This is a genomic window from Heliomarina sp., from assembly GCF_052826185.1.
Genome location: NZ_JBRBUI010000008.1, coordinates 126114 through 146533 on the forward strand (window position 1 = coordinate 126114; position 20420 = coordinate 146533).

Annotated in this window: 24 protein-coding genes; 5 read left to right on the forward strand and 19 right to left on the reverse strand. The window is 60.0% G+C overall.

Translation table 11 applies throughout. The features are described 5' to 3' along the window. Nucleotides 1-25 precede the first annotated feature (25 nt). The 11 genes from ACU0FH_RS01345 to fabG all read right to left on the reverse strand — a co-directional run bounded on the left by ACU0FH_RS01345 (nt 26) and on the right by fabG (nt 9267). Nucleotides 26-583 (reverse strand): HK97 family phage prohead protease, encoded by a 558-nt coding sequence (locus ACU0FH_RS01345; protein ID WP_088632588.1) that lies wholly within the window; start codon nt 581-583, stop codon nt 26-28. Nucleotides 584-618: 35 nt separating this feature from the next. Then, complete coding sequence (locus ACU0FH_RS01350) at nt 619-846, reverse strand: GTA head formation protein, RCAP_rcc01685 family (protein ID WP_088632589.1); 228 nt, start codon at nt 844-846, stop codon at nt 619-621. Next, nucleotides 839-2026, reverse strand: coding sequence for a phage portal protein (locus tag ACU0FH_RS01355; protein ID WP_446193019.1), 1188 nt, complete (start codon nt 2024-2026; stop codon nt 839-841). Before ACU0FH_RS01355 ends, ACU0FH_RS01350 begins: the two co-directional genes overlap by 8 nt. A 114-nt stretch (nt 2027-2140) precedes the next feature. Further along, nucleotides 2141-3454, reverse strand: coding sequence for a DNA-packaging protein (locus ACU0FH_RS01360; RefSeq protein WP_446193020.1), 1314 nt, complete (start codon nt 3452-3454; stop codon nt 2141-2143). Beyond that, nucleotides 3420-3764 (reverse strand): hypothetical protein, encoded by a 345-nt coding sequence (locus ACU0FH_RS01365; RefSeq protein WP_446193021.1) that lies wholly within the window; start codon nt 3762-3764, stop codon nt 3420-3422. Before ACU0FH_RS01365 ends, ACU0FH_RS01360 begins: the two co-directional genes overlap by 35 nt. Before the next feature lie 223 nt (nt 3765-3987). Next, entirely contained in the window at nt 3988-5142 is a 1155-nt protein-coding gene (mltG, locus tag ACU0FH_RS01370; RefSeq protein WP_446193022.1) for an endolytic transglycosylase MltG, read from the reverse strand. Then, nucleotides 5142-6401: a beta-ketoacyl-ACP synthase II gene (gene fabF, locus ACU0FH_RS01375; RefSeq protein WP_446193023.1), complete on the reverse strand. Its 1260-nt coding sequence runs from the start codon at nt 6399-6401 to the stop codon at nt 5142-5144. Before fabF ends, mltG begins: the two co-directional genes overlap by 1 nt. A gap of 158 nt (nt 6402-6559) precedes the next feature. Next, nucleotides 6560-7303 (reverse strand): 1-(5-phosphoribosyl)-5-[(5-phosphoribosylamino)methylideneamino]imidazole-4-carboxamide isomerase, encoded by a 744-nt coding sequence (locus tag ACU0FH_RS01380; RefSeq protein WP_446193024.1) that lies wholly within the window; start codon nt 7301-7303, stop codon nt 6560-6562. A gap of 100 nt (nt 7304-7403) precedes the next feature. Next, entirely contained in the window at nt 7404-7943 is a 540-nt protein-coding gene (locus ACU0FH_RS01385) for a GNAT family N-acetyltransferase (RefSeq protein WP_446193025.1), read from the reverse strand. A 141-nt stretch (nt 7944-8084) separates the two neighbouring features. After that, nucleotides 8085-8318: an acyl carrier protein gene (locus ACU0FH_RS01390; protein WP_088632595.1), complete on the reverse strand. Its 234-nt coding sequence runs from the start codon at nt 8316-8318 to the stop codon at nt 8085-8087. 211 nt (nt 8319-8529) lie between these two features. Beyond that, entirely contained in the window at nt 8530-9267 is a 738-nt protein-coding gene (fabG, locus tag ACU0FH_RS01395) for a 3-oxoacyl-ACP reductase FabG (RefSeq protein ID WP_446193026.1), read from the reverse strand. A 105-nt stretch (nt 9268-9372) separates the two neighbouring features. Between fabG and ACU0FH_RS01400 the strand changes: the two genes are divergently transcribed. After that, nucleotides 9373-10110, forward strand: coding sequence for a DUF2726 domain-containing protein (locus tag ACU0FH_RS01400; RefSeq protein ID WP_446193027.1), 738 nt, complete (start codon nt 9373-9375; stop codon nt 10108-10110). A 5-nt stretch (nt 10111-10115) separates the two neighbouring features. Here the strand turns inward: ACU0FH_RS01400 and fabD are convergent, their stop codons facing one another. Together fabD and ACU0FH_RS01410 are read right to left on the reverse strand one after the other, a co-directional pair. Next, on the reverse strand, nt 10116-11051 hold the full coding sequence (gene fabD / locus ACU0FH_RS01405) for an ACP S-malonyltransferase (RefSeq protein ID WP_446193028.1): 936 nt from the start codon (nt 11049-11051) through the stop codon (nt 10116-10118). A gap of 137 nt (nt 11052-11188) precedes the next feature. Further along, complete coding sequence (locus ACU0FH_RS01410) at nt 11189-11689, reverse strand: hypothetical protein (RefSeq protein WP_238370563.1); 501 nt, start codon at nt 11687-11689, stop codon at nt 11189-11191. Between the two features lie 301 nt (nt 11690-11990). Here ACU0FH_RS01410 and rpsF point away from each other — a divergent pair, with 301 nt between their 5' ends. The 4 genes from rpsF to ACU0FH_RS01430 all read left to right on the forward strand — a co-directional run bounded on the left by rpsF (nt 11991) and on the right by ACU0FH_RS01430 (nt 14121). After that, on the forward strand, nt 11991-12350 hold the full coding sequence (rpsF, locus tag ACU0FH_RS01415) for a 30S ribosomal protein S6 (protein WP_088632599.1): 360 nt from the start codon (nt 11991-11993) through the stop codon (nt 12348-12350). A gap of 30 nt (nt 12351-12380) precedes the next feature. Beyond that, entirely contained in the window at nt 12381-12608 is a 228-nt protein-coding gene (gene rpsR, locus ACU0FH_RS01420; protein WP_025061827.1) for a 30S ribosomal protein S18, read from the forward strand. Nucleotides 12609-12618: 10 nt separating this feature from the next. Continuing rightward, nucleotides 12619-13254, forward strand: a complete 636-nt coding sequence (gene rplI / locus ACU0FH_RS01425; RefSeq protein WP_238370561.1) for a 50S ribosomal protein L9 — start codon at nt 12619-12621, stop codon at nt 13252-13254. A gap of 375 nt (nt 13255-13629) precedes the next feature. Then, entirely contained in the window at nt 13630-14121 is a 492-nt protein-coding gene (locus ACU0FH_RS01430) for a transglycosylase SLT domain-containing protein (RefSeq protein WP_446193029.1), read from the forward strand. 48 nt (nt 14122-14169) lie between these two features. Here the strand turns inward: ACU0FH_RS01430 and aqpZ are convergent, their stop codons facing one another. From aqpZ to ACU0FH_RS01460, 6 genes are all read right to left on the reverse strand, one after another. Further along, the gene (aqpZ, locus tag ACU0FH_RS01435) at nt 14170-14874 is read right to left on the reverse strand and encodes an aquaporin Z (protein WP_446193030.1); all 705 of its coding nucleotides are present in this window, start codon (nt 14872-14874) and stop codon (nt 14170-14172) included. Between the two features lie 225 nt (nt 14875-15099). After that, nucleotides 15100-16425: a trigger factor gene (gene tig / locus ACU0FH_RS01440; protein WP_446193031.1), complete on the reverse strand. Its 1326-nt coding sequence runs from the start codon at nt 16423-16425 to the stop codon at nt 15100-15102. 220 nt (nt 16426-16645) lie between these two features. Next, complete coding sequence (locus ACU0FH_RS01445) at nt 16646-17488, reverse strand: metal ABC transporter permease (protein WP_446193032.1); 843 nt, start codon at nt 17486-17488, stop codon at nt 16646-16648. Continuing rightward, nucleotides 17485-18369, reverse strand: coding sequence for a metal ABC transporter permease (locus ACU0FH_RS01450; protein ID WP_446193033.1), 885 nt, complete (start codon nt 18367-18369; stop codon nt 17485-17487). Before ACU0FH_RS01450 ends, ACU0FH_RS01445 begins: the two co-directional genes overlap by 4 nt. Continuing rightward, nucleotides 18366-19292 carry a manganese/iron ABC transporter ATP-binding protein gene (locus tag ACU0FH_RS01455; RefSeq protein ID WP_446193034.1) on the reverse strand — a complete coding sequence of 309 codons (927 nt, stop codon included), beginning with the start codon at nt 19290-19292 and terminating at the stop codon, nt 18366-18368. Before ACU0FH_RS01455 ends, ACU0FH_RS01450 begins: the two co-directional genes overlap by 4 nt. Before the next feature lie 49 nt (nt 19293-19341). Beyond that, the gene (locus ACU0FH_RS01460) at nt 19342-20244 is read right to left on the reverse strand and encodes a metal ABC transporter substrate-binding protein (RefSeq protein WP_238370556.1); all 903 of its coding nucleotides are present in this window, start codon (nt 20242-20244) and stop codon (nt 19342-19344) included. Between the last annotated feature and the right edge of the window lie 176 nt (nt 20245-20420).

Here is a 20420-nt window from a genome sequence, read left to right on the forward strand (position 1 = left end):
CTGTTTCAATTTTCGGAAAGCAGCCTTACCGGCCTGCCAGTTCCAGTCGCGCCGCCTCGAAAGCAGCTGCCAGTTCACGCAGACTGTCATCCGCGGCAGGGTCTTCCCCCTTGCAGGCGACACGCGCGCTGGACAGCATCGGGAAGGTCACAAGCGAAACCTCCCAAAGCTCCAGTTCGGTCAGAAGCCTCTGGCCCCTGTCATCCTTCGTCGATCTGATGGTCCGGTACCCGATGGACAATCCATCGATCGCCCCGGCTTCGATCAGGGCGGCGGCTTCGCGTCCCCGCTGCGTGCAGTCAAGCAAGCGCCCCTTGACCCAAAGCCCGCGCCCGTCTTCCCGCACTTCGTCCCATACACCGATCGGCTGCAAGGGATCGTGCTGCCATAACATTTTTACCCGGTCTTCGGCCGCGCAGATCTTGCGGATGGTTTCGCTATAGGCGCCTTTCTGCACGATATCGCCACTCTGATCGGGCTCTCCGAACAGGCTGGCATATCCTTCGATCACCGACTTGTCGCGAATTCGGATGCCGCCTCCGAACTTCTGGAATTTGTGCTCCAGTCCATACTCACTCTCCATGACGCCTTCCTCATTCTGTGTTTTCGTGAACTGTCTCACTGAGACGAGACGATGACAGATTGAAACGCCTGGGCGAGGATGACGGCAGCCACCCCGTATACCGCCAACCAAAGACGTCTTTCGAGTCGCTCAATCAGTTCTTCCAGCCGATCCAGCCGTTTGTTCATGTTATCCTGATGGATCTGGCAAACCTTCTCATGCGCTGCCAATTTCAGCCCCGGCGCACATTCGAAGGGTTCGTATTTCCTCCAGTTTTCACTCATCCCTCTCCCCTTCCGGCAAGGCCGGCAGACCAAGCAAGGCGCGCTTCTCCATGTTGGTCAGGAATTCCGCATTGCTGACCCGTGCCCATTGCGCATCGCGTTCGGCGGCCAGCGCAGACACCTGATCGAGATCCGGTTTCAGATCGAGACTTTCCGACGTGAATTCCGACAACCAGTTGGACAAGGCACTGCTGACACGTGTCACCAGCGGCAGCACAGTCAGACGAAAGAACGCCCGGTTCGCTTCTTGGTAGTTTGCATAGGTCGCATCCCCCTGAATACCGAGCAGCATCGGCGGCACCCCGAAGGCCAGCGCTATCTCGCGCGCCGCTGCCTCCTTGGTTTTCTGAAATTCCATGTCACTGGGGCTGAATCCCATCGGCTTCCAGTCCAGCCCCCCTTCAAGCACCATCGGACGGCCCGCATTCCGCGCCCCCTGGTAATTTGCCTCAATCTCTTCCGACAGGCGCTGGAACTGATCCTCTGCCATCGACCCGTAGCCATCCGTACTGCGATAAACCAAGGCCCCACTCGGACGAGCCGCGTTATCGAGAAGCGACTTGGACCAGCGCGAGGCGCTGTTGTGCACGTCAATCGCCATCGCAGCCGCCTGCATCGGCGACAAACCATAATGATCATCCTGCGGATGAAAGCTCTTTACATGGCAGATTGCAGAACCCGCCGCGCCCACGTCGAACCTGTGTTTGCGCCCGCCCACTGAGTACTCGTAGGCGATGGGCCAGCCATCCGGCCCCGGCACCACACGCATGCGATCGGATCTCAGCACATGCAGCTCGAGCGGAAGACCCTCTTCCCCCAGAACGGCTTCGACATAGGCATTCCCGCTCAGCAGCAACTGACAGAACAGCGCTTCCAAAAGCTCAGCCCGGCCTTGACCTAAATTCGGCCGACGCACGAGATCCAGTACCGGGTGGGTATCATAACGCTGCGTGCAATCCTGAAGCACAAGCGGAATGGCCGAGGCCGCTTCGGCAATCAGCTTGATCGACCGGAAACCGACAGGGTTCCCGGCAAATCCGGTCCGGGTCAGCGAGACAGTATCCCGCGCGCTCCATGCGACGCGGCCGCTCGACTGGAACGCGACAACCGGCCCCGTGGCGCTGGCCTTTCGTTCCGGCGCGTCGCGCTCGCTTGCCTTCCGCAGGAAATCCAAAACCATCTCTGATGCTCCTTGGCTCAATCTCCGGCAGCCCCGCAAAGGCCGCTCCGGTCGCTTGGGATACTGAATAGCCGCCAAGTGCTAACGCCCGAAAAAGTGACCGTACGGTGGGGTTCAAAGGATCCTGACGCGTGGACGGCGGTATTGGTTGGCAGGCGCGATCAGCAGCTCATGCACCGCCCAGACAAGCGCATCCACCCGATCCGGAGAGCCTTCTCCCTCATAGCCGCGCGATGTCATGAGGCCCATCTGTTCTTCAAGCTCGCTCAGACCCTCGGCGTGTCGCACGCGCCCCTGCTCATACAATGCCGCGACTGGCTCGGCCCGCACGACCTTACCGCGTGTCGCGTGAACGCCCTTGTAGGGAACCAGCGGATCGACTTGCCGGATCACCTCTTCGACCAACTGTCCGCCCTGATTGACCTCGGCGATCAGCTTTTCCGCCCCATGGGCATCCATCGCCGCAATCGCTGCACAGGCCCATCCGACCGGCCCCACGCCCTTGATCGTGCAATCGGCAAGGATATAGGCCCGCCAGTCCTCCGGCGGCCCCTGAACTTGCGCACCGGCAACGATGATCCCGCAGGCATCCGCTTTGGAACCTGACGATACCGCCGGATCGACGGCAACGACAACACGGTCAAGCGGCGGCACCGACAGACAGCGCGCCCTGTCGAGCATTTCTCCGGTCCACCATGCGCCCTCGGTATCCGCGACCAGTACTCCGTCAAGCTCCTGCCGTCCCAGTCGCGTCCCGGCATAGCGTTCCCGCACCTCCGCAAGAAAGCTTTTGGCGAGATTGGCCCGGTTCGCTTCGGTCGCCGCCTGCGTTGTCACGGTTGACTTCAGCGCCATCAGATCCTTGAGAACCGGAACGTTTCTTGGCGTAGTGGTGACACAAACCCTCGGGTCCGACCCTAGCCGCAGAGCGAATTGCAGCATATCCCACGTGGCCTGAGCCTTCTTCCACTTGGCAAGTTCATCTGCCCATGCCGCATCGAACTGCGGTCCGCGAAGCCCATCCGGATCATGCGCTGAAAAGAATTGAGCCTCAGCGCCGTTGGGCCAGACCAGCTTCCGCTCGCTCGCCCGCCATTCCGGTCTGCGATCCGGCGGCGAACAGGCAAGAATGCCACTGTCTCCCATGACCATGACTTCGCGCACCTGATCATAGGTCTCTCCCAAAAGGGCAATGCGCGACGCCTTGCCTTTGTCGTCAGGACGCGCTCCTTCGACCTGGCTGCGCACCCATTCAGCACCGGCGCGGGTCTTGCCGGCACCGCGCCCGCCCAGCACCAGCCAAGAGCGCCACTTACCCTCTGGCGCTCTCTGATGGGGCAAGGCCCAGAAATCAAATAGGTATGGCAGTGCGCAGATTTCCTGCTCGCTCAGTTCATTCAGGAATGTCTCCCACACCTCTTTCGGCATAGATGCGAGCGAGTCTGCTCTCAACTTCTGCCCGGGCATCTTCGAGGTTGAGGAATTGCCCGGTTCGTTGACCTCCTGCGTCCTTTTCCAAATGCTCGACAAGGCTGATCTCCGTTTTCTGACAGATACGGATCAACCCTTCGATTGCCACGATCTGTTCTCTCATTCGTTCAAGACTCGAAAATTCCCCTTCCTGTAAGTTTTCCATGAGTATTTCTGCCTGTTGACGGACCCTACACACCGAGTCCCGAAGCGAGCGCAGAATCTGCGTCGCTTCAGACAGTCGTTTTTCTGAGGTCTTGTCGGTCATTTCGGCCTGGTATCCTTACACCCAAGGTTCTGCCGCAGCATGACGGAAAAAAAAGTCAGCCTCCGGGCGCTCGCCCGTGGCTGACTTTTCTTCTCCGATCATAGGAAAAACCTACATAAGACCGGTCGGAATGTCAAGTTAATTTAGGTTAAGAAAGACCTGTAACACCGTGCGATCATTACGTAATTCTCATTAACGCCGCACGATGGCCAGTAACGCTATCTTAATTGTTCGCCCGCTCCGCTTCGATCTGGCGCCATTTCGCCACGTTTCGATTATGGTCCTCAAGCGTCGTCGCAAACGCGTGCCCCCCGCTGCCGTCAGCAACAAAGAACACGTAATCTGTCGCCGTCGGAGACGCTGCCGCATCAAGGCTCGCCTGACCCGGGTTTGCAATCGGCGTTGGGGGAAGCCCTTCGATTACATAGGTATTCCACGGTGTAGCACGGCGAAGCTCGCTTTGCCGCAGGCCGCGCCCCAGAACGCCTTGCCCCTTCGTGATGCCATAGATGACCGTCGGGTCTGTCTGAAGACGCATACCCGCATTCAGCCGGTTGACGAAGACACTGGCAACTTCCCCGCGCTCACTCGGCACGCCGGTTTCCTTTTCGACGATGGACGCGAGGATCAGCAGATCCTGCGGCGTCTCAAGCGGCAGATCCGGGTCCCGCGCTTCCCATGCTGCGTTCAATCGGGCTGACTGCGCCGATCTCATCCGCTCCAATACGGACACCCGCGTGGCGCCTTCGCTAATCTCGTAGCTGTCAGGCGCAAGCGTTCCTTCCGCCGGCACCTCTGCCACCTCGCCTTCCAGCATGTCCATCGCCTTGAGCGCTTCGACCACCTGCCAGCTGGTTACACCCTCGGCCAGAGCCACGCGATAGCGGGTATCGGACTCCGCACGGCGTGCGGTGAACACTTCCGGTACTTCTTCCCCGGCAGGATCGAAAGCTGCCCGCTCCACGAATTCGTTCGTGGTTGGATCAAGTTCGCGCACACGCGCCTCGATGCTGGTCACACCGACGCGATAGACGATCTCGGTGCCACAGGTGCTCGCACCGCCACGGGTGACGCTATCCACGATCTCCTGCATCGAGGCGCCTTCCTCGATCAGAAAGCTGCCAGCCTTCAACTGGCTGGACTTTTCCGTGTAATCCGCCCCGATACGAAAGATCGCGGGATTGGTGACCGCACCCTGATCAGCCAGTTGCCGGCTGACCTCGGACATGTTCGATCCGCTCTTGACCCGCAGGCAGATCGCATCGCTCAGCGGACCAGAGGACGTGTATTGCGACTGTCCCCAGATCACGATTCCACCGATCAGGAACAGCCCCACAACCAGAAAGGTCAGCATATTCGAGGCAAGGCTGCGCCACATCAGCCCATCTTTCCAAAAATGACGCTGGCGTTGGTCCCGCCAAAGCCAAAGGAATTCGACAGGGCAACGTTGATCTTGCGCTCACGCTTTGCATTCGGCGCAAGGTCGACCGGGGTTTCCACCGCCGGATTATCCAGGTTGATCGTCGGCGGTGCGACCTGATCTCGGATCGCAAGGATCGAGAAAATGGCTTCGATCGCCCCGGCCGCGCCCAGCAGGTGCCCGGTTGCCGATTTGGTTGAGGACATGGTCACTTTGCCCGCCGCATCGCCCATCAGGCGCTCCACCGCGCCAAGTTCGATTGTATCGGCCATCGTGCTGGTGCCATGCGCGTTGATGTAATCGATATCGCTCGCTTCCAGCTTGGCATTCTTGAGTGCGGCGCGCATCGACCGTTCCGCACCGTTGCCATCCTCGGAAGGGGCCGTGATATGATAAGCGTCGCCCGACATTCCGTATCCAAGCACTTCTGCATAGATCTTGGCGCCACGCGCCTTGGCGTGTTCATATTCTTCCAATACCACGATCCCGGCACCTTCGCCCATAACAAAGCCGTCACGATCCGCATCATAGGGGCGGCTTGCCTTGGTGGGATCATCCGCGCGCCTGGTCGACAGCGCCTTGCAGGCGTTGAACCCGGCGATACCGATCCGGCAGATTGCTGCCTCGGCGCCACCCGCTACCATTACATCCGCGTCGCCAAGGGCGATAATGCGGCTGGCGTCCCCGATGGCATGGGCACCCGTCGAACAGGCCGTGACGACCGAATGGTTCGGCCCCTTGAAGCCGTACTCGATGCTCACCTGACCCGAGATCAGGTTGATCAGCGCCCCCGGCACAAAGAAAGGACTGACCCGGCGCGGGCCTTTCTCTTCCATCATGACAGCCGTATTCGCAATCGAGTTCAGACCGCCGATGCCCGAGCCGATCAGCACACCGGTCCGATAAAGGTCTTCTTCTTCGGTCGGCATCCAGCCGGAATCCTCGACTGCCTGCTTGGCCGCTGCAATCCCGAACATGATGAAGGTATCGACCTTGCGCTGTTCCTTGGGGGCCATGTACTTGTCGGCATTGAACGTTCCGTTCTCGCCGTCACCGCGCGGCACTTCGCAGGCATAGGTCGTGGCCAGCCCTTCCGTGTCGAACTGCGTGATCGGTCCCGCCCCTGACTGCCCGTCAAGAATCCGCGACCAGCTGTGCTCGACGCCATCTGCCAGAGGAGTTACCAACCCCAGCCCCGTTACGACAACTCTGCGCATGAACTGCCCTTCTGCCTGTTGAATTACTGCTATATCGTTTCCAATCGCGAACCGCTCATACCCCGCACAGGGGCTCAGGGGCAAGAGTGCAAGCCCCGGACACTCCGCGCAAATGCGCCTACCGGCTCAACAATGAGGTAATTTTCGCGTCAGGACCACTAGATAAAGGCTGCGACCCGCTCAGTTCCCGGCCGCGCCACGGCAAGTGCCTCGCCAAGATCGATGGTCTTGCGAAACAACGCTCGCCCGACCAGTGCACCCGAGATGTTCCCTACGTACTTGAGCCGGGAAATGTCATCCACCGTCCGCACCACGCCGCTGGCAATAATCGGAGTTCGTGAAATCTGCGCCAGCCCCGAGATCAGACCAAGCTGCGCTTCGACTTGCACGATGTCGCTTGCCACGTCTGTCACGATGATCGCGGCCAACGGCACATCGGCAAAAGCCTCGATCACCTGCTCGGGGCTGAAGGCGCTGGACCGGCGCCAGCCTTCCGTCATCACCCTGCCCTCGAACACGTCAAGCGCGACGACAATCTGGTCCGGATGATACTTGGCCAGAACACGCACCAGCTCGGGATCCTGCACGGCAAGCGTGCCAATGACGATTCGTCCCGCGCCCTTATCGATCCAGCGCTCGACAGCCTCCCGGCTGCGAAAACCACCGCCAAGCTGAACGGGTATCCCTGCAGACCGGATCACCTGCTCGACAAGGGCGGTGTTACGGTCACTCCCCATGACCCCGTCCAGATCGGTCAGATGCATCCACTCTGCCCCGGCTGCCGCGAACTCCTCCGCCAGTTTCACCGGGTCTACGTGCCAGATGGACGGTTGTTCAAGGTCGCCCTTGTCCAGCGTCACGCACTGGCCGTTCAGCATTTCGATGGTGGGATAAATCAACATGGCTGTCCTCCACAGTCTTAGTGATCGTCCGATCACTCTACCATAAAGTGAGCTTACGTCGCGCCAATTCGCACAATTGCCGCAGAAGACCCTGTCGAGTTTATCGCGCCGTCGGCGGACCATTGCGCCGCATCAGGATCACGGGATCGTCGCCTTCACCGGTCCGTCTTAACTCGCGGTACCCCAACTGGTCGGCCATGCGCAGGGACGGCGTGTTGCGCAGATTGATGCGGATCACGAGGGCACCGGGAATGACACGGTCGTGCCAGTCATGGGCCGCATTGGCCGCTTCGATGGCAAGCCCCTTGCCCTGCGCTTCGGGCACCAGCAGCCAGTCCGCCTCGGGAAAGGAATCGAAATCTTCACCAACGGGCTCGGTACCGTAAAAGAAGCCCACGTGGCCTATCATGCGCCGCGTCGCCAGTTCTGTCACAGCCCATTGACCGAATCCGGTCATTTGCCAATGCCCGGCATTACGCAGAAAGGCTTCCCAGGCCCGACGACGCCCCCAGGCCGGTCCGCTCAGGTTGCGCAAAGTCTCGGGCAAAGTCGCGATTTCAGCGTAATGGTCGAAATCCTCGGGACGCATCGCCCGCAATGCCAGCCGTGACGTGTTTATGTTCGGAATGGATCGGATCATTTGGCGCCCGTCCTTTCTGCCTGCCTCGTTCAGACCAATGGACAATTCCCGCCCGACAAGCGCAAGAGGCAACTCGGCGCTGAAACGAAAAACGGCGCCTCCTTGCCGGGAGACGCCGTTTAAAAGAGTATCCTGAAAGGCTTAGGATGCTTCTTTGATGAATTTCACTGCATCGCCGAAAGTCTGGATGGTTTCGGCCGCATCATCGGGGATCTCGATCCCGAACTCTTCTTCGAACGCCATGACCAGCTCAACGGTGTCAAGGCTGTCCGCGCCAAGATCGTCGATGAACGACGCGTTCTCGGTCACTTTCTCTTCTTCAACACCCAAGTGTTCCACAACGATCTTCTTAACGCGGTCTGCGACGTCGCTCATGTCCGTTCCTCATTCTTTGCCGGGCTATTTGCCCTATTCTGCCCTTACCCGCTTGGGATGGGTTCCGTTTCACCCCGTAACGGAGCGGCTATTTCCCGGATTATCCGGGGACGACAAAAAGGGGCCGATTGGCTCCACCTGCCGGAATCTGCGCCGCCTATAGCATACGCAGCGACAATGGCAAACGCTTTCCCTGCGCCCCCTTCCCCGCCTAGAACATGGCCATACCGCCATTAACATGCAAGGTACTTCCAGTGACATAGGCCGCTTCGGGGCTGGCAAGATACAACACTGCCGCCGCGATTTCCGACGCGTCACCCATGCGCCCTGCAGGCACCTGGGTCAGAATCCCTGACTTTTGCTCATCCGTCAGCTTGTCGGTCATCGCCGTGGTGATGAATCCGGGTGCCACCGCGTTCACGGTGATCCCGCGGCTTGCCACTTCATAGGCCAGCGATTTCGACATGCCGATCACGCCCGCCTTGGACGCCGCGTAATTTCCCTGGCCCGGGTTCCCGGTCGCACCAACAACCGAGCTGATGTTGATGATCCTGCCCCAGCGCGCCTTCATCATGCCCCGCAGCGCGCTTTTGCACAGCTTGAAGGTGGCAGTCAGGTTCACGTCGATGACGCTCTGCCATTCCTCGTCCGACATGCGCATGAACAGGTTGTCCCGCGTAATGCCGGCGTTGTTTACAAGGATGTCGACCGATCCCATCGCCTCGATGGCCTGCTTGACCAACCCCGATACCGCCTCGGCATCGCTCAGGTTGCAGGGCAGAACGAACGCCCTCTCGCCCAGTTCGGCAGCCAGCGTTTCCAGCGGCTCCACGCGTGTGCCCGAAAGGCCGACCACGGCCCCTGCCGCGTGCAGGGTTTTCGCGATTTCACCGCCAATACCACCCGAAGCACCGGTGACCAGCGCGCACTTCCCCGTCAGATCAAACATGCAAAACTCCCGTTTGAGGCGATTTGGCCCTAAAAATTCCCAATTCGCGGTCTATCCCCGGTGCGTATTGCACCGCCAAACATTGATTTCAAGGATATCGAACCGATGTGGAAGACCGTCGAAGCCCGGGATACCGGCATCGATCTGCCCGGAACCAGCCTGCTTGGCCAGTTGCCGCTGGCAGAGATCATCATCCTCGTCGTTGCCATGACCTGCGCAGCCATCGCGATACGAAAACTACTTCAACGCCGGCGGTCGAAACACCCTTCAGGCAAGTCCGGCTATAAATCGCGCTATCCGCGCAAACGGTATTCCTATTCAGCAGCTTTCAACGCCATTCAGGCCCGCAAGAAAAAATCGGCGGAGCCTGCGAGACCGGCCCTGCATGACCCAGTCCAGCAACTCGCGGTTATCAACAGGGCCAAGTTTCAAAAGGTCCGTCTTCTGAACAAGGAAGAGGCGCGGATTTTGCCCATCGTGGAAAACTATTGCCGCGAACTCGGCCAGGGACACCGTGTCATGGCACAAACGAGCCTCGGCGAATTGCTGCGCACCACTGCCGACAAAATAACCGATGCGGATGCGGCCTTTGCCTGCATCAATTCAAAGCGGCTCGACATCGCGATCATAGATCGCAGCGGTTTCATTGCCGCCGCGATCGAATACCAAGGCTCCGGCCATTTCCAGAAAGGCGCTTTCATGCGCGACGCGGTCAAGAGAGAAGCCCTGCGCCGCGCCGGCATCACGATGATCGAAATCATGCCGGACGATACTGCTCCCTATATAAGGCAGCAGATCGCCCGCCAGATCGGCACAGCGGTCGACCTCCCCGAGATCGCCTGAACTCCTCAGCCGCCGACGATGACCGAGCGGACATCGTCCGGCGTGCCGACCGCCTTGCAGGAAATCGACCGTTCGATACGGCGGATCATGCCAGACAGGGCCTTGCCCGAACCGATCTCCCAGACTTCGTCCACGCCCGCCGCCGCCATTGCGGCCACGCTCTCGCGCCAGCGGACCGACCCGGTGACCTGTTCGACCAGAAGACGGCGAATCTCGGCCGGGTCACTGACTGGCGCGGCGATGACATTGGCCACCAGAGGCACGACGGGTGCCTTGATTTCCACCGCGTCCAGCGCCTCGGCCATGACCTCGGCTGCCGGGGCCATCAGCGCACAATGGAACGGGGCGCTCACTGGCAAGAGCATCGCGCGCTTGGCGCCCTTTGCCTTGGCAATCTCGACCGCCCGTTCGACAGCCGCCCGATGCCCCGAAACCACAACCTGCGCCGGGTCATTGTCATTGGCAGCTTCGCAGACTTCGCCTTGGGCCGCTTCGGCCGCGACCTCGCGGACCGCCTCCAGATCAAGGCCCAGAATAGCGGCCATCGCGCCGACACCGACGGGTACGGCCTCTTGCATGGCGCGTCCGCGTGTCCGCAGCAGCCGCGCGGCATCGGCCACGCTCAGGCTGCCTGCCGCCGCAAGCGCGGAATACTCCCCCAGCGAATGCCCTGCAACAAAGGCCGCTTTTTGAACCGAGACACCCTCGGCCTGCAGCGCCCGCAGGGCGGCAATGGATGTCGCCATCAGGGCGGGCTGTGCGTTTTGAGTGAGGGTCAGCTCTTCGATTTCGCCGTCCCAGATCAGCTTGCTCAGCGGTTCGCCAAGCGCATCGTCCACTTCGTCGAATACCGCCTGAGCCGCAGGATAGGCCTCAGCCAGCGCCTGCCCCATGCCAATCGCCTGCGCCCCCTGTCCGGGGAATACCAGTGCCTTGCTCATGAAAAACATCCTCATCCATTTTTGCGTGGCATATAGCGCGCAGCAAACCAACGCAACGTATGGGGAGAGAAACAAACTGGGCCGGCCCCCGGAGGCCGGCCCGATACTCGTTAACACACAACTCTGCCCGGTCGCCTTCAGGCGTCCGGTTTGGCTAGGCCGCCCAACTGGGCGCGCAGGCTGTTGCGAACCAGATCATCGCCAGTGGCAAGCCGCATCAGCAGGCTTCCGTCGAGGTCAAAGACCTCGACCGCATCTGGAAAGAACTCGACACCGCCAATACTGTCATAGCTGCGGCGCAGGATCGTCCGGGGACGTCCGCTGTCGTCCTTCTGGAGCACGCGGATTTCCTGGCGGATCGGATCGAAATAGGCATCGGGCTGGTTGTCGACGTGGTTACGCATCAAGAGCGCAAGCCCACATAGAAAGAAGAAAAGCGAGGTGCCCAGCTTGAACATAACCATCTGCCCGTCAGCGACCTGATCGACGAACAGCCAGATGCCGGCCGCGCTCAGGACAAGCGCCGTTCCCGCGACACGGAACAATACGATGCGCAGCGGCCAGTTGGCAGCAAAGGTCAGCATCACCGGTGGGTGATCGTCAAAGCCTGCGCTTTCCAGCCCTCGTCGCTGCGTCATTTGCATTGCACCCGTTCCACCACCCGCCGGGCACCGCTGGGGCTCCGGCTGTTGTTTGACATCTATCGTTAACAAAACGACTAGATTGCGGCGCGGGCGGGGAAATCTACGGGCACCGGACAAAGAGCATCATCCAGCCCGCAGGTGGCGCGCAGAAACACAGGCTTGCCCTGAGCGGTAAAGCGTGTATATGAGCCCTTCCTTTTGCGAAAACACATGAACCGCGCAGTCTCTCGTGGTGGGGCCGCAAAAGGCTAAGGCCCCTCCTTTGAAATGCGCCTTGATATAAACAGGAGTACGCATGCCACTCTATGAGCATGTCATGATTGCGCGTCAGGATCTGTCCAACACGCAAGCCGAAGGCCTCATCGAACACTTTGGCTCGGTCCTTACCGACAACGGCGGCAACCTCGTTGATCACGAGTACTGGGGCGTCAAGACGATGGCCTACAAGATCAACAAGAACCGCAAGGGCCACTACGCCTTTCTGCGTTCCGACGCGCCTGCAACCGCCGTTCAGGAAATGGAACGTCTGATGCGCCTGCACGACGACGTGATGCGCGTCCTGACCATCAAGGTCGACGAGCATAAAGAAGGCCCGTCGGTCCAGATGCAGAAACGCGATGACCGCGACCGTGGCGAACGCCGCGAACGCCGCTGATCCGAACGCTTGAGAAAAGGACGCTAAATCATGGCTACCAAACCATTTTTCCGCCGTCGCAAAGTTTGCCCCTTCTCGGGCGACAATGCTCCCGCGATTGACTACAAGGACACCCGTCTTCTGCAGCGCTACATTTCCGAGCGTGGCAAGATCGTGCCCAGCCGTATCACCGCCGTTTCGGCCAAGAAGCAACGCGAACTGGCTCGCGCCATCAAGCGCGCCCGCTTCCTCGCCCTGCTTCCCTACGCCGTGAAGTAAGGAGAGAGACATGCAAGTTATCCTTCTGGAACGTGTGGCCAAGCTTGGCCAGATGGGCGACGTCGTAGACGTTAAGCCCGGCTATGCACGCAACTACCTCCTGCTGCAGGGCAAGGCTCTGACCGCATCCAAGGCGAACATCGAAGCCTTCGAAGCGCAGAAAGCCCAGTACGAAGCCAACAACCTCGAGACCCGCAAAGAAGCTGAGTCTCTGGGCGAAAAGCTGAACGGTCAGCAGTTCGTCGTGATTCGTCAGGCCTCCGACGGCGGCAACCTCTACGGCTCCGTCACCACCCGTGACGCGTCGGATACCGCGACCGAAGCCGGCTACAAGATCGACCGCAAGCAGGTCATCATCCGTACGCCGATCAAGGAACTGGGTCTGCACGAAGTCGAAGTGCACCTGCACCCCGAAGTCATGGTCACCATCGAGCTGAACGTTGCCCGTTCGCCCGAAGAGGCCGAGCTTCAGGCTTCCGGCAAGTCCATTCAGGAACTGGCCGCCGAGGAAGAAGCAGCAGCTGAATTCGAGATCCAGGAACTGTTCGACGATATCGGCAGCGCCGCTTCCGACGACGACGATCTGGCGGAAACTGCCGGTGTCGCGGAAACGCCCTCCGAGGACGACGAGAACACCGCTTCCTGATCAAGGAACCTGTCGTATTGAATTAAAGCCGCGCGGTTTCGCGCGGCTTTTTTTGTTTTTAGGGATTTGCGGGTCCATGCCAGCCTTAATCTTTCGCGCCATTCCAGTCCCTTCAGTGCGCACATAACGGCACTTCTCTTTTGCCAGAATCCGAAAGTAAGCCATTGATTACATTGCCTGACCCTGAAACCGAAACACTCAGCCCGACACTTTCGAACGGCCCGAGAGCTTTTAACACTCCACAGCGGAAAACAGGAAAAGTGATGCTTCTCAAGGCCATGCGGGCTTCGGCAAAGCACAGCCTATGGGATTTTTAACGACTTGCCAGATAGGACCGGTTGGCTAAATTGCCCTCGCAACATTCAGGATGGATAAATGCAGGTATTTTCGCGTCGCCGTTTTCTGGGCCGAACTGTAGCCATTGCAGCGCTGCCCCTTGTCTCTCCCCTCGCCGCGTGCAGCGGCACTGGCAACGATACGGTCACACGCGCAGGCCCGCCGCTTTATCCCAACGAAACACCCGAACTGCGCCGCCTGATCAACCAATACGCCGACCTTTATGAAATCCCGCGCCCCTTGGTGCACCGTCTCGCGATCCGTGAAAGCACGCATCGCCCCGAGGCGATCAACCGGCCCTATTACGGCTTGCTCCAGATCCTGCCCGCGACGGCCCGTTCGATGGGCTTCCGGGGCGAACCGATGGATCTGCTCGATGCGGAAACCAACCTCAAATACGCGGGCAAGTACCTGCGCGGGGCATGGTTGCTGGCTGACGGTAGCTTTGACAACGCGGTAAAACATTACTCGCGCGGCTATTATTACGAAGCCAAACGGCGCGGCATGCTGGAAGAAACCGGCATCGGCTAATCTGCTTTGTTAGCGGATCGGGCCGGGGCTACAGGCCCCACAAGCGGCTCAGGCCGTCGCCTTGAGCCGCGCAGGCTCCATCACCGTCCAGATCGCCGCCCCCAGCGCGGCACCCGCCAGCGGGGCTATCCAGAACAGCCAGAGCTGGTTCAACGCCGCCGTTTCGGCAAAGAGCGCCACGCCGGTTGATCGCGCCGGGTTCACCGACGTGTTGGTGACCGGGATCGAGATCAGGTGGATCAGCGTCAGCGCAAGACCGATGGCCACCCCGGCGAAACCGACCGGCGCATTGCCCGAGGTCGCCCCAAGGATCACCAACACAAAGAACGCCGTCAACACGACCTCTGTGATGAGAGCGGCGCTCATCGAATAGCCCATTGGCGACAGTTCACCATAGCCGTTAGTCGCAAAGCCACCCGTCCCGGAGAACCCGGCCGCGCCAGAGGCGATCAGGAACAGGACAAACGCGGCGACAATCGAGCCGACTACCTGCGCGCCCCAGTAAGGCAGCACCTGACCCATCGGATGACGCCCTGCCAGCGCGAGCCCAAGCGTGACCGCCGGGTTGAAATGCGCGCCCGAAATATGCCCGAGCGCAAAGACCATCGTCAGCACGGTCAGGCCAAAAGCCAGCGCGACGCCAAGCCACGTAATCCCGACATCCGGCACGCCAGCCGCCAATACCGCGCTGCCGCAGCCCCCAAGGACCAACCAGAAGGTCCCAAAGAATTCCGCCAAAAGTTTATTTTTCATCTAAAAGCCCCCCTATTGAAATATCGCCAAGAGTAACTCAACCTAAGGTAGATTTCTACAAATTATTCAGAGCAGTACAGGAAATCTTCGGCGATTTTCTGAATCGACCGTACCGCTTCGCTTTGGATGCCGGGGTTGGAACAGTTACACTTCGGGGTTTCACAGACGCAAAGAAAAAGGGCTGCCCGGAGGGGCAGCCCTTTGAAAATCACAAAAGCGCAAGGCTTATTCTTCTTCAAGCGCCTCGACAGCTTTCTGAAGCTCGTCCTTGTCGATCTCTTTCTCGCTGACCTCGGCCAGTTCAAAGACATAGTCGACAACCTTGTCTTCAAAGATCGGCGCGCGCAGCTGCTGCTGCATCTGCGGGTTTTGCTGAACGAATTCAAAGAACTGGCGTTCCTGACCCGGGTACTGACGGGCCTGGTTCATGACGGCTTGGCTCATCTCGGCATCGGTCACCTCGACCTCAGCCTTTTGACCCAACTCGGCCAGCAGCAGGCCCAGACGGACGCGGCGCTCTGCCAGTTTCTTGTGCTCGTCGGTGGTCTCGATCTCGGGGTGATCGTGGCCCTGCACGTCGGGGTTTTCCTCGTGCCACAGCTGGTGCGCGATCTGACCGGCTTCGGCGTCGACAAGGCTCGGCGGCAGATCAAAGCTGACCATACCGTCCAGCGCGTCGAGCAGCGCACGCTTTTGAACCGCGCGGGCGGCGCCAGCATACTCGGCTTCCAGACGCTCGGAGATCTGGGTCTTGAGCGCGGCGAGATCTTCGGCGCCGAATTTCTTGGCCAGATCGTCGTTGATTTCAGCGGCTTTCGCGGCTTTCACTTCCTTGACGGTACAGTCGAACACGGCCTCTTTACCGGCCAGATGCTCAGCTTGGTATTCCTCGGGGAAGGTCACGGTTACGGCTTTTTCGTCACCGGCTTTCACGCCGACCAGCTGCTCTTCGAAGCCCGGGATGAAGCTGCCCGAACCCAGAACCAGCGGGTAATCCTCGGCGCTGCCGCCTTCGAACGCTTCGCCGTCGACCTTGCCAACGAAATCGAAAACGACCTGGTCGCCATCTTCGGCCGGGCCGTCTTTGGCCTCAAAGTCCTGTGCGTTTTTCGCAAGGTTCTCAAGGGCTTCGTCGATATCTTCGTCCTTGGCCTTGACCACCAGCTTTTCAAGCTTGACCGATTTCAGGTCGAGCTCGGGGATTTCGGGCAGGGCTTCGTAGGACATTTCGACCTGCACGTCGTCGCCTTCTTTCCAGTCCTCGTTGGTCATCTTGACCTCGGGCTGCATGGCGGGACGGTCGCCGCTGTCTTCAAAGTGCTTGTTCATCGCACCGTCGATGGTTTCCTGCATCGCTTCGCCCAGCAGGCGCTGGCCGAACTGCTTTTTCAGCAGCGGCATCGGCACCTTGCCCTTGCGAAAGCCCTTCATCTCGACTTCGGGCTGGGCTTCGGCCAGCTTTTCGTTGACCTTGTCGTCAAGCTCGCTCGCACTGACGGTGATCGCGTAGCCGCGTTTCAGACCTTCGTTCAGGGTCTCGGTGACTTGCATGTGCATCCTCGCATATACTGACAGGCCGCCAAGGGGCAGCCTGATGAAATTTGCGTCTTACTAGTGGGAGCAAAGGGGAGGATCAACCCGGAATCGCCTGCCGCGATGCGGCGAATGGGCAGAGGGCTGCCAAGGGCGAAAAGGGCTGTGCACAAGCCGTACAGCATCTGTACCCCCCCTGTACATCAGCCGTGCAGGATTACGGTTTCCTTGGCGCGGGTCAGCCCTGCGCGATCCGGCGTGAGGTAGCCCGGGCGAGGATCAGGCGCCGCAGGAAAGCCAGCACGAAGATACCCGTCAGGATCAGCACGATGGTCGCCGCCGGGGCGCTGTCGAGATAAAAGCTGGCATAGGTACCGGCCAGCATCGAGAACAGGCAGACGATCAGAGACACGACCATCATCGCGCCAAAGCTGCGCACCAGCAGAAACGCCACCGCGCCCGGTGTCACCAGCAGCGCTACCGCGAGGATCAGCCCGACGGAGCTAAGCGTCGCGACGATGGTGAGAGACAACGCGCAGAGCAACCCGTAGTGCAGCCAGTTTACCCGCAGCCCCGAGGCCTGCGCCTGTGCCGGGTCAAAGGCATGGAGCAGCAGGTCTTTCCATTTCAGCACCAGCAGCGCAGAGACCGCCAACGCGATGAGACCGGACGTCCAGAGATCCTGCGGGCCGACGCCCAGCATATTGCCGAACAACACGTGATCGAGATGCTCGTTGGTCTGGATCGAAGTGTAGAGGATGATGCCAAGGCCGAACATGCCGGAAAACACCACGCCCATCACCGTGTCCTGTTTGACCCGGCTGTTGTAGGAAAGATAGCCCGTCGCCAGCGCGCAGGACATGCCCGCGACAAAGGCCCCGACGATCAACGGCAGGCCCAGCATCCAGGCCAGCACGACGCCGGGTAGAGTTGCATGGCTGACCGCGTCCCCCATCAGCGCCCAGCCCTTGAGCACGAGGAAACAGGACAAGAGCGCGGTTGGCGGTGCCACCAGCAGCGCGATCCAGAAGGCGTTCTGCATGAAGGGAAACTGAAAGGGGAAAAGCAGGCTTTCGATCACGGGCGCAGCTCCTGTGTTTCGAGCGGGGTCCGATCCAGCGCGGCGCTCGCCTTGCGGCGGGCGGCCAATATCCCGTGTTTCGGCGCAAAGACAAAGGCCACGAGAAAGAGCAGCGTTTGCAGGCAGACGATCACGCCGCCAGTTGCTCCGTCGAGGAAATAGCTGAGATAGGCGCCGATGAAACTGGTCAGCGTGCCGATGAGGACCGAGACCGCGATAAGGCGCGGGAAACGGTCGCATAAAAGGTAGGCCGTCGCCCCCGGTGTCACCACCATCGCGATGACGAGAAAAGCACCGACTGTCACCATCGCCGCGACGATGGCGGCAGAAAGCAACATGAAAAATACAACGCGCAGCAGGTCGGGCCGCAGACCGATGGTGCGGGCGTGGTTTTCGTCAAAGAACACGACCATCAGGTCTTTCCACTTGGCCAGCAGCACTACAAGGCAAACCACCCCGATGATCGCGAGTTGCAGTGTATCGCCCGGGGTGATGGCAAGGATATTTCCCATGATGATGGTCTGGATGCTGACCGACATGGGCGCGAGCGAGACCATGAAAAGGCCCAGCCCGAAGAAAGAGGTGAAGATGATGCCGATGATCACGTCGATCTTTAGCCCGGAGCGCCCCGAGAGAAACAGCATCGCCCCGGCGGCCAGCCCGCCCGAGATGAAGGCGCCAAGCGCAAAGGGCAGACCGAGGATGTAGGCCCCGGCAACCCCCGGCACGACGGAATGGGAAAGCGCATCGCCGATCAGCGACCAGCCTTTCAGCATCAGATAGGCAGAGAGGAAGGCGCATACACCGCCCACCAGCGCCGACACCCACATGGCGTTGAACATGTAGCCGTAACTGAAGGGTTCGAGCAGGAAAGCGATCATTCGGTGCTTTCCTTGGGGCTTTCCTTGGAGACGGTCTTTTTGACACTCTTCGACTTGCGCTGGCTGTACTGCACAAAGGGACGTTCGTCGTCGGTGATGATGCGCAGCTCACGCGGGTCGTCGTCGTCGTGGAGCGCATCGCCGCCAAGGGTAAAGTGGCGAAGCACGCCGCCGAACGCTTTTTCCAGGTTGTCCCGGGTAAAGATGTCTTCGGTCTCGCCATAGGCCAGCACCGTGCCTTTGACCAGAACCGTGCGATCGCAGAATTCAGGCACCGATCCGAGGTTATGGGTGGACACAAGCATCACCCGGCCCTCGTCGCGAAGTTCGCGCAGCAGGGCCACGATCTGGTCCTCGGTCTTCACATCGACCCCGGTAAAGGGTTCGTCGAGCAGGATCACCTGCCCTTCCTGTGCCAGCGAACGCGCAAGAAAGACACGTTTGCGTTGGCCGCCAGAAAGCTCTCCGATTTGGCGGTGGCGATAGTCGAGCATATTCACGCGCCGCAGAGCCTGATCCACCGCGTCGCGGTCAGCCTGACGTGGACGGCGCAGAAAGCCCATATGGCCGTAGCGTCCCATCATCACCACGTCTTCGACCAGCACCGGAAAAGACCAGTCGACCTCTTCGGACTGGGGCACATAGGCGACGAGATTTTCGCGCAGCGCCTGCTTGACGGTTTTGCCAAGCAGGGTGATTTCGCCCCGCGCGGCCGGGACAAAACCCATGATCGCCTTGAACAAAGTGGACTTGCCCGCCCCATTCACGCCCACAAGCGCGGTAATGGTGCCGCGCGGGATTTCGAAACTGGCATCATGCAGTGCCGTATGGCCGTTGCGATAGGTTACGGTCACATCGCGAACGGTGATGCCGTCCATCGTGCCCAAAGCGGGCTGCGTGGTTTCGGCGGGCTGGTCGAGCATCGGGGGTCCTTACCGGGTCACACCCTGTTGGTGTCTGGAAAACATTAGCTCAGTTCGCGGCGGGTGCCAGCGCATTCGCGATGGTTTCCGCGTCGATCCGCAGAAGATCGAGATAGGTGGGCACCGGTCCGTCTGCGGCACTTAGACTGTCGACATACAGCATGCCGCCATAGCTCGCGCCGGTTTCCCGCGCGACCTGCTGGGCGGGCGACTGGTTCACGGTGCTTTCGCAGAAGACCGCCGGGATGTCGTTGTCGCGCACAGTGTCGATGACACGGCGCACCTGTTGCGGCGTGCCGGTCTGATCGGCGTTGATCGGCCAGAGATAGGCCTCTTTCAGATCGAAATCGCGGGTCAGATAGCTGAACGCGCCTTCGCAGGTAACGAGCCAGCGACGGTTTTCCGGCAGCGCCTTGATCCGGTCGCGCAGCGGGCCGACGGTGTCGGTGATCTGCTGTTTGTAGGTTTCGGCGTTGGCTGCATAGGTTTCGGCATTGTCCGGGTCGTGTTCGGACAGGGCGTCGCGGATGTTGTCGACGTAGACCATCGCGTTATCGACACCCATCCAGCCATGCGGGTTGGGCAGACCTTCGTAGTCGCCCTCGGCAATGGAGACCGGATCGACTCCGTCGGAGAGCACCGCCGAAGGCATGTCACCCAGATTGGCGATGAACTGTTCGAACCAACGTTCGAGATTCATACCGTTCCAGAGGATGAGATCCGCCCCGCTGGCGCGCACGATGTCCTGCGGCGTCGGCTGGTAGCCGTGGATTTCCGCCCCCGGCTTGGTGATGGAAACCACCTCGGCCGCGTCGCCCGCCACGTTCTGCACCATGTCCGCAAGGATGGTGAAGGTGGTGACGACCTTGAACTGATCGGCTTGCGCGCCCGTTGCAAGGGCAAGCGTCGTCGCCGCGCCAAGGGCCAGTCGTTTCAATATGGTCTGTGCCATTCAAGGCTCCGCTGAGTTTTAAGGGCTTGTCATTACGTAAATGCGACGCAGTCGCAGAAGTCAAGTAATGCAAATGAGAATTATTCTCAACATTGATGCGCACCGATCTTTTGACGAGGAGAAGAATCTGTTGTGTGTTTGACAGTCGTCGAGAGGAAAGCGTGCCGAGGAAACTC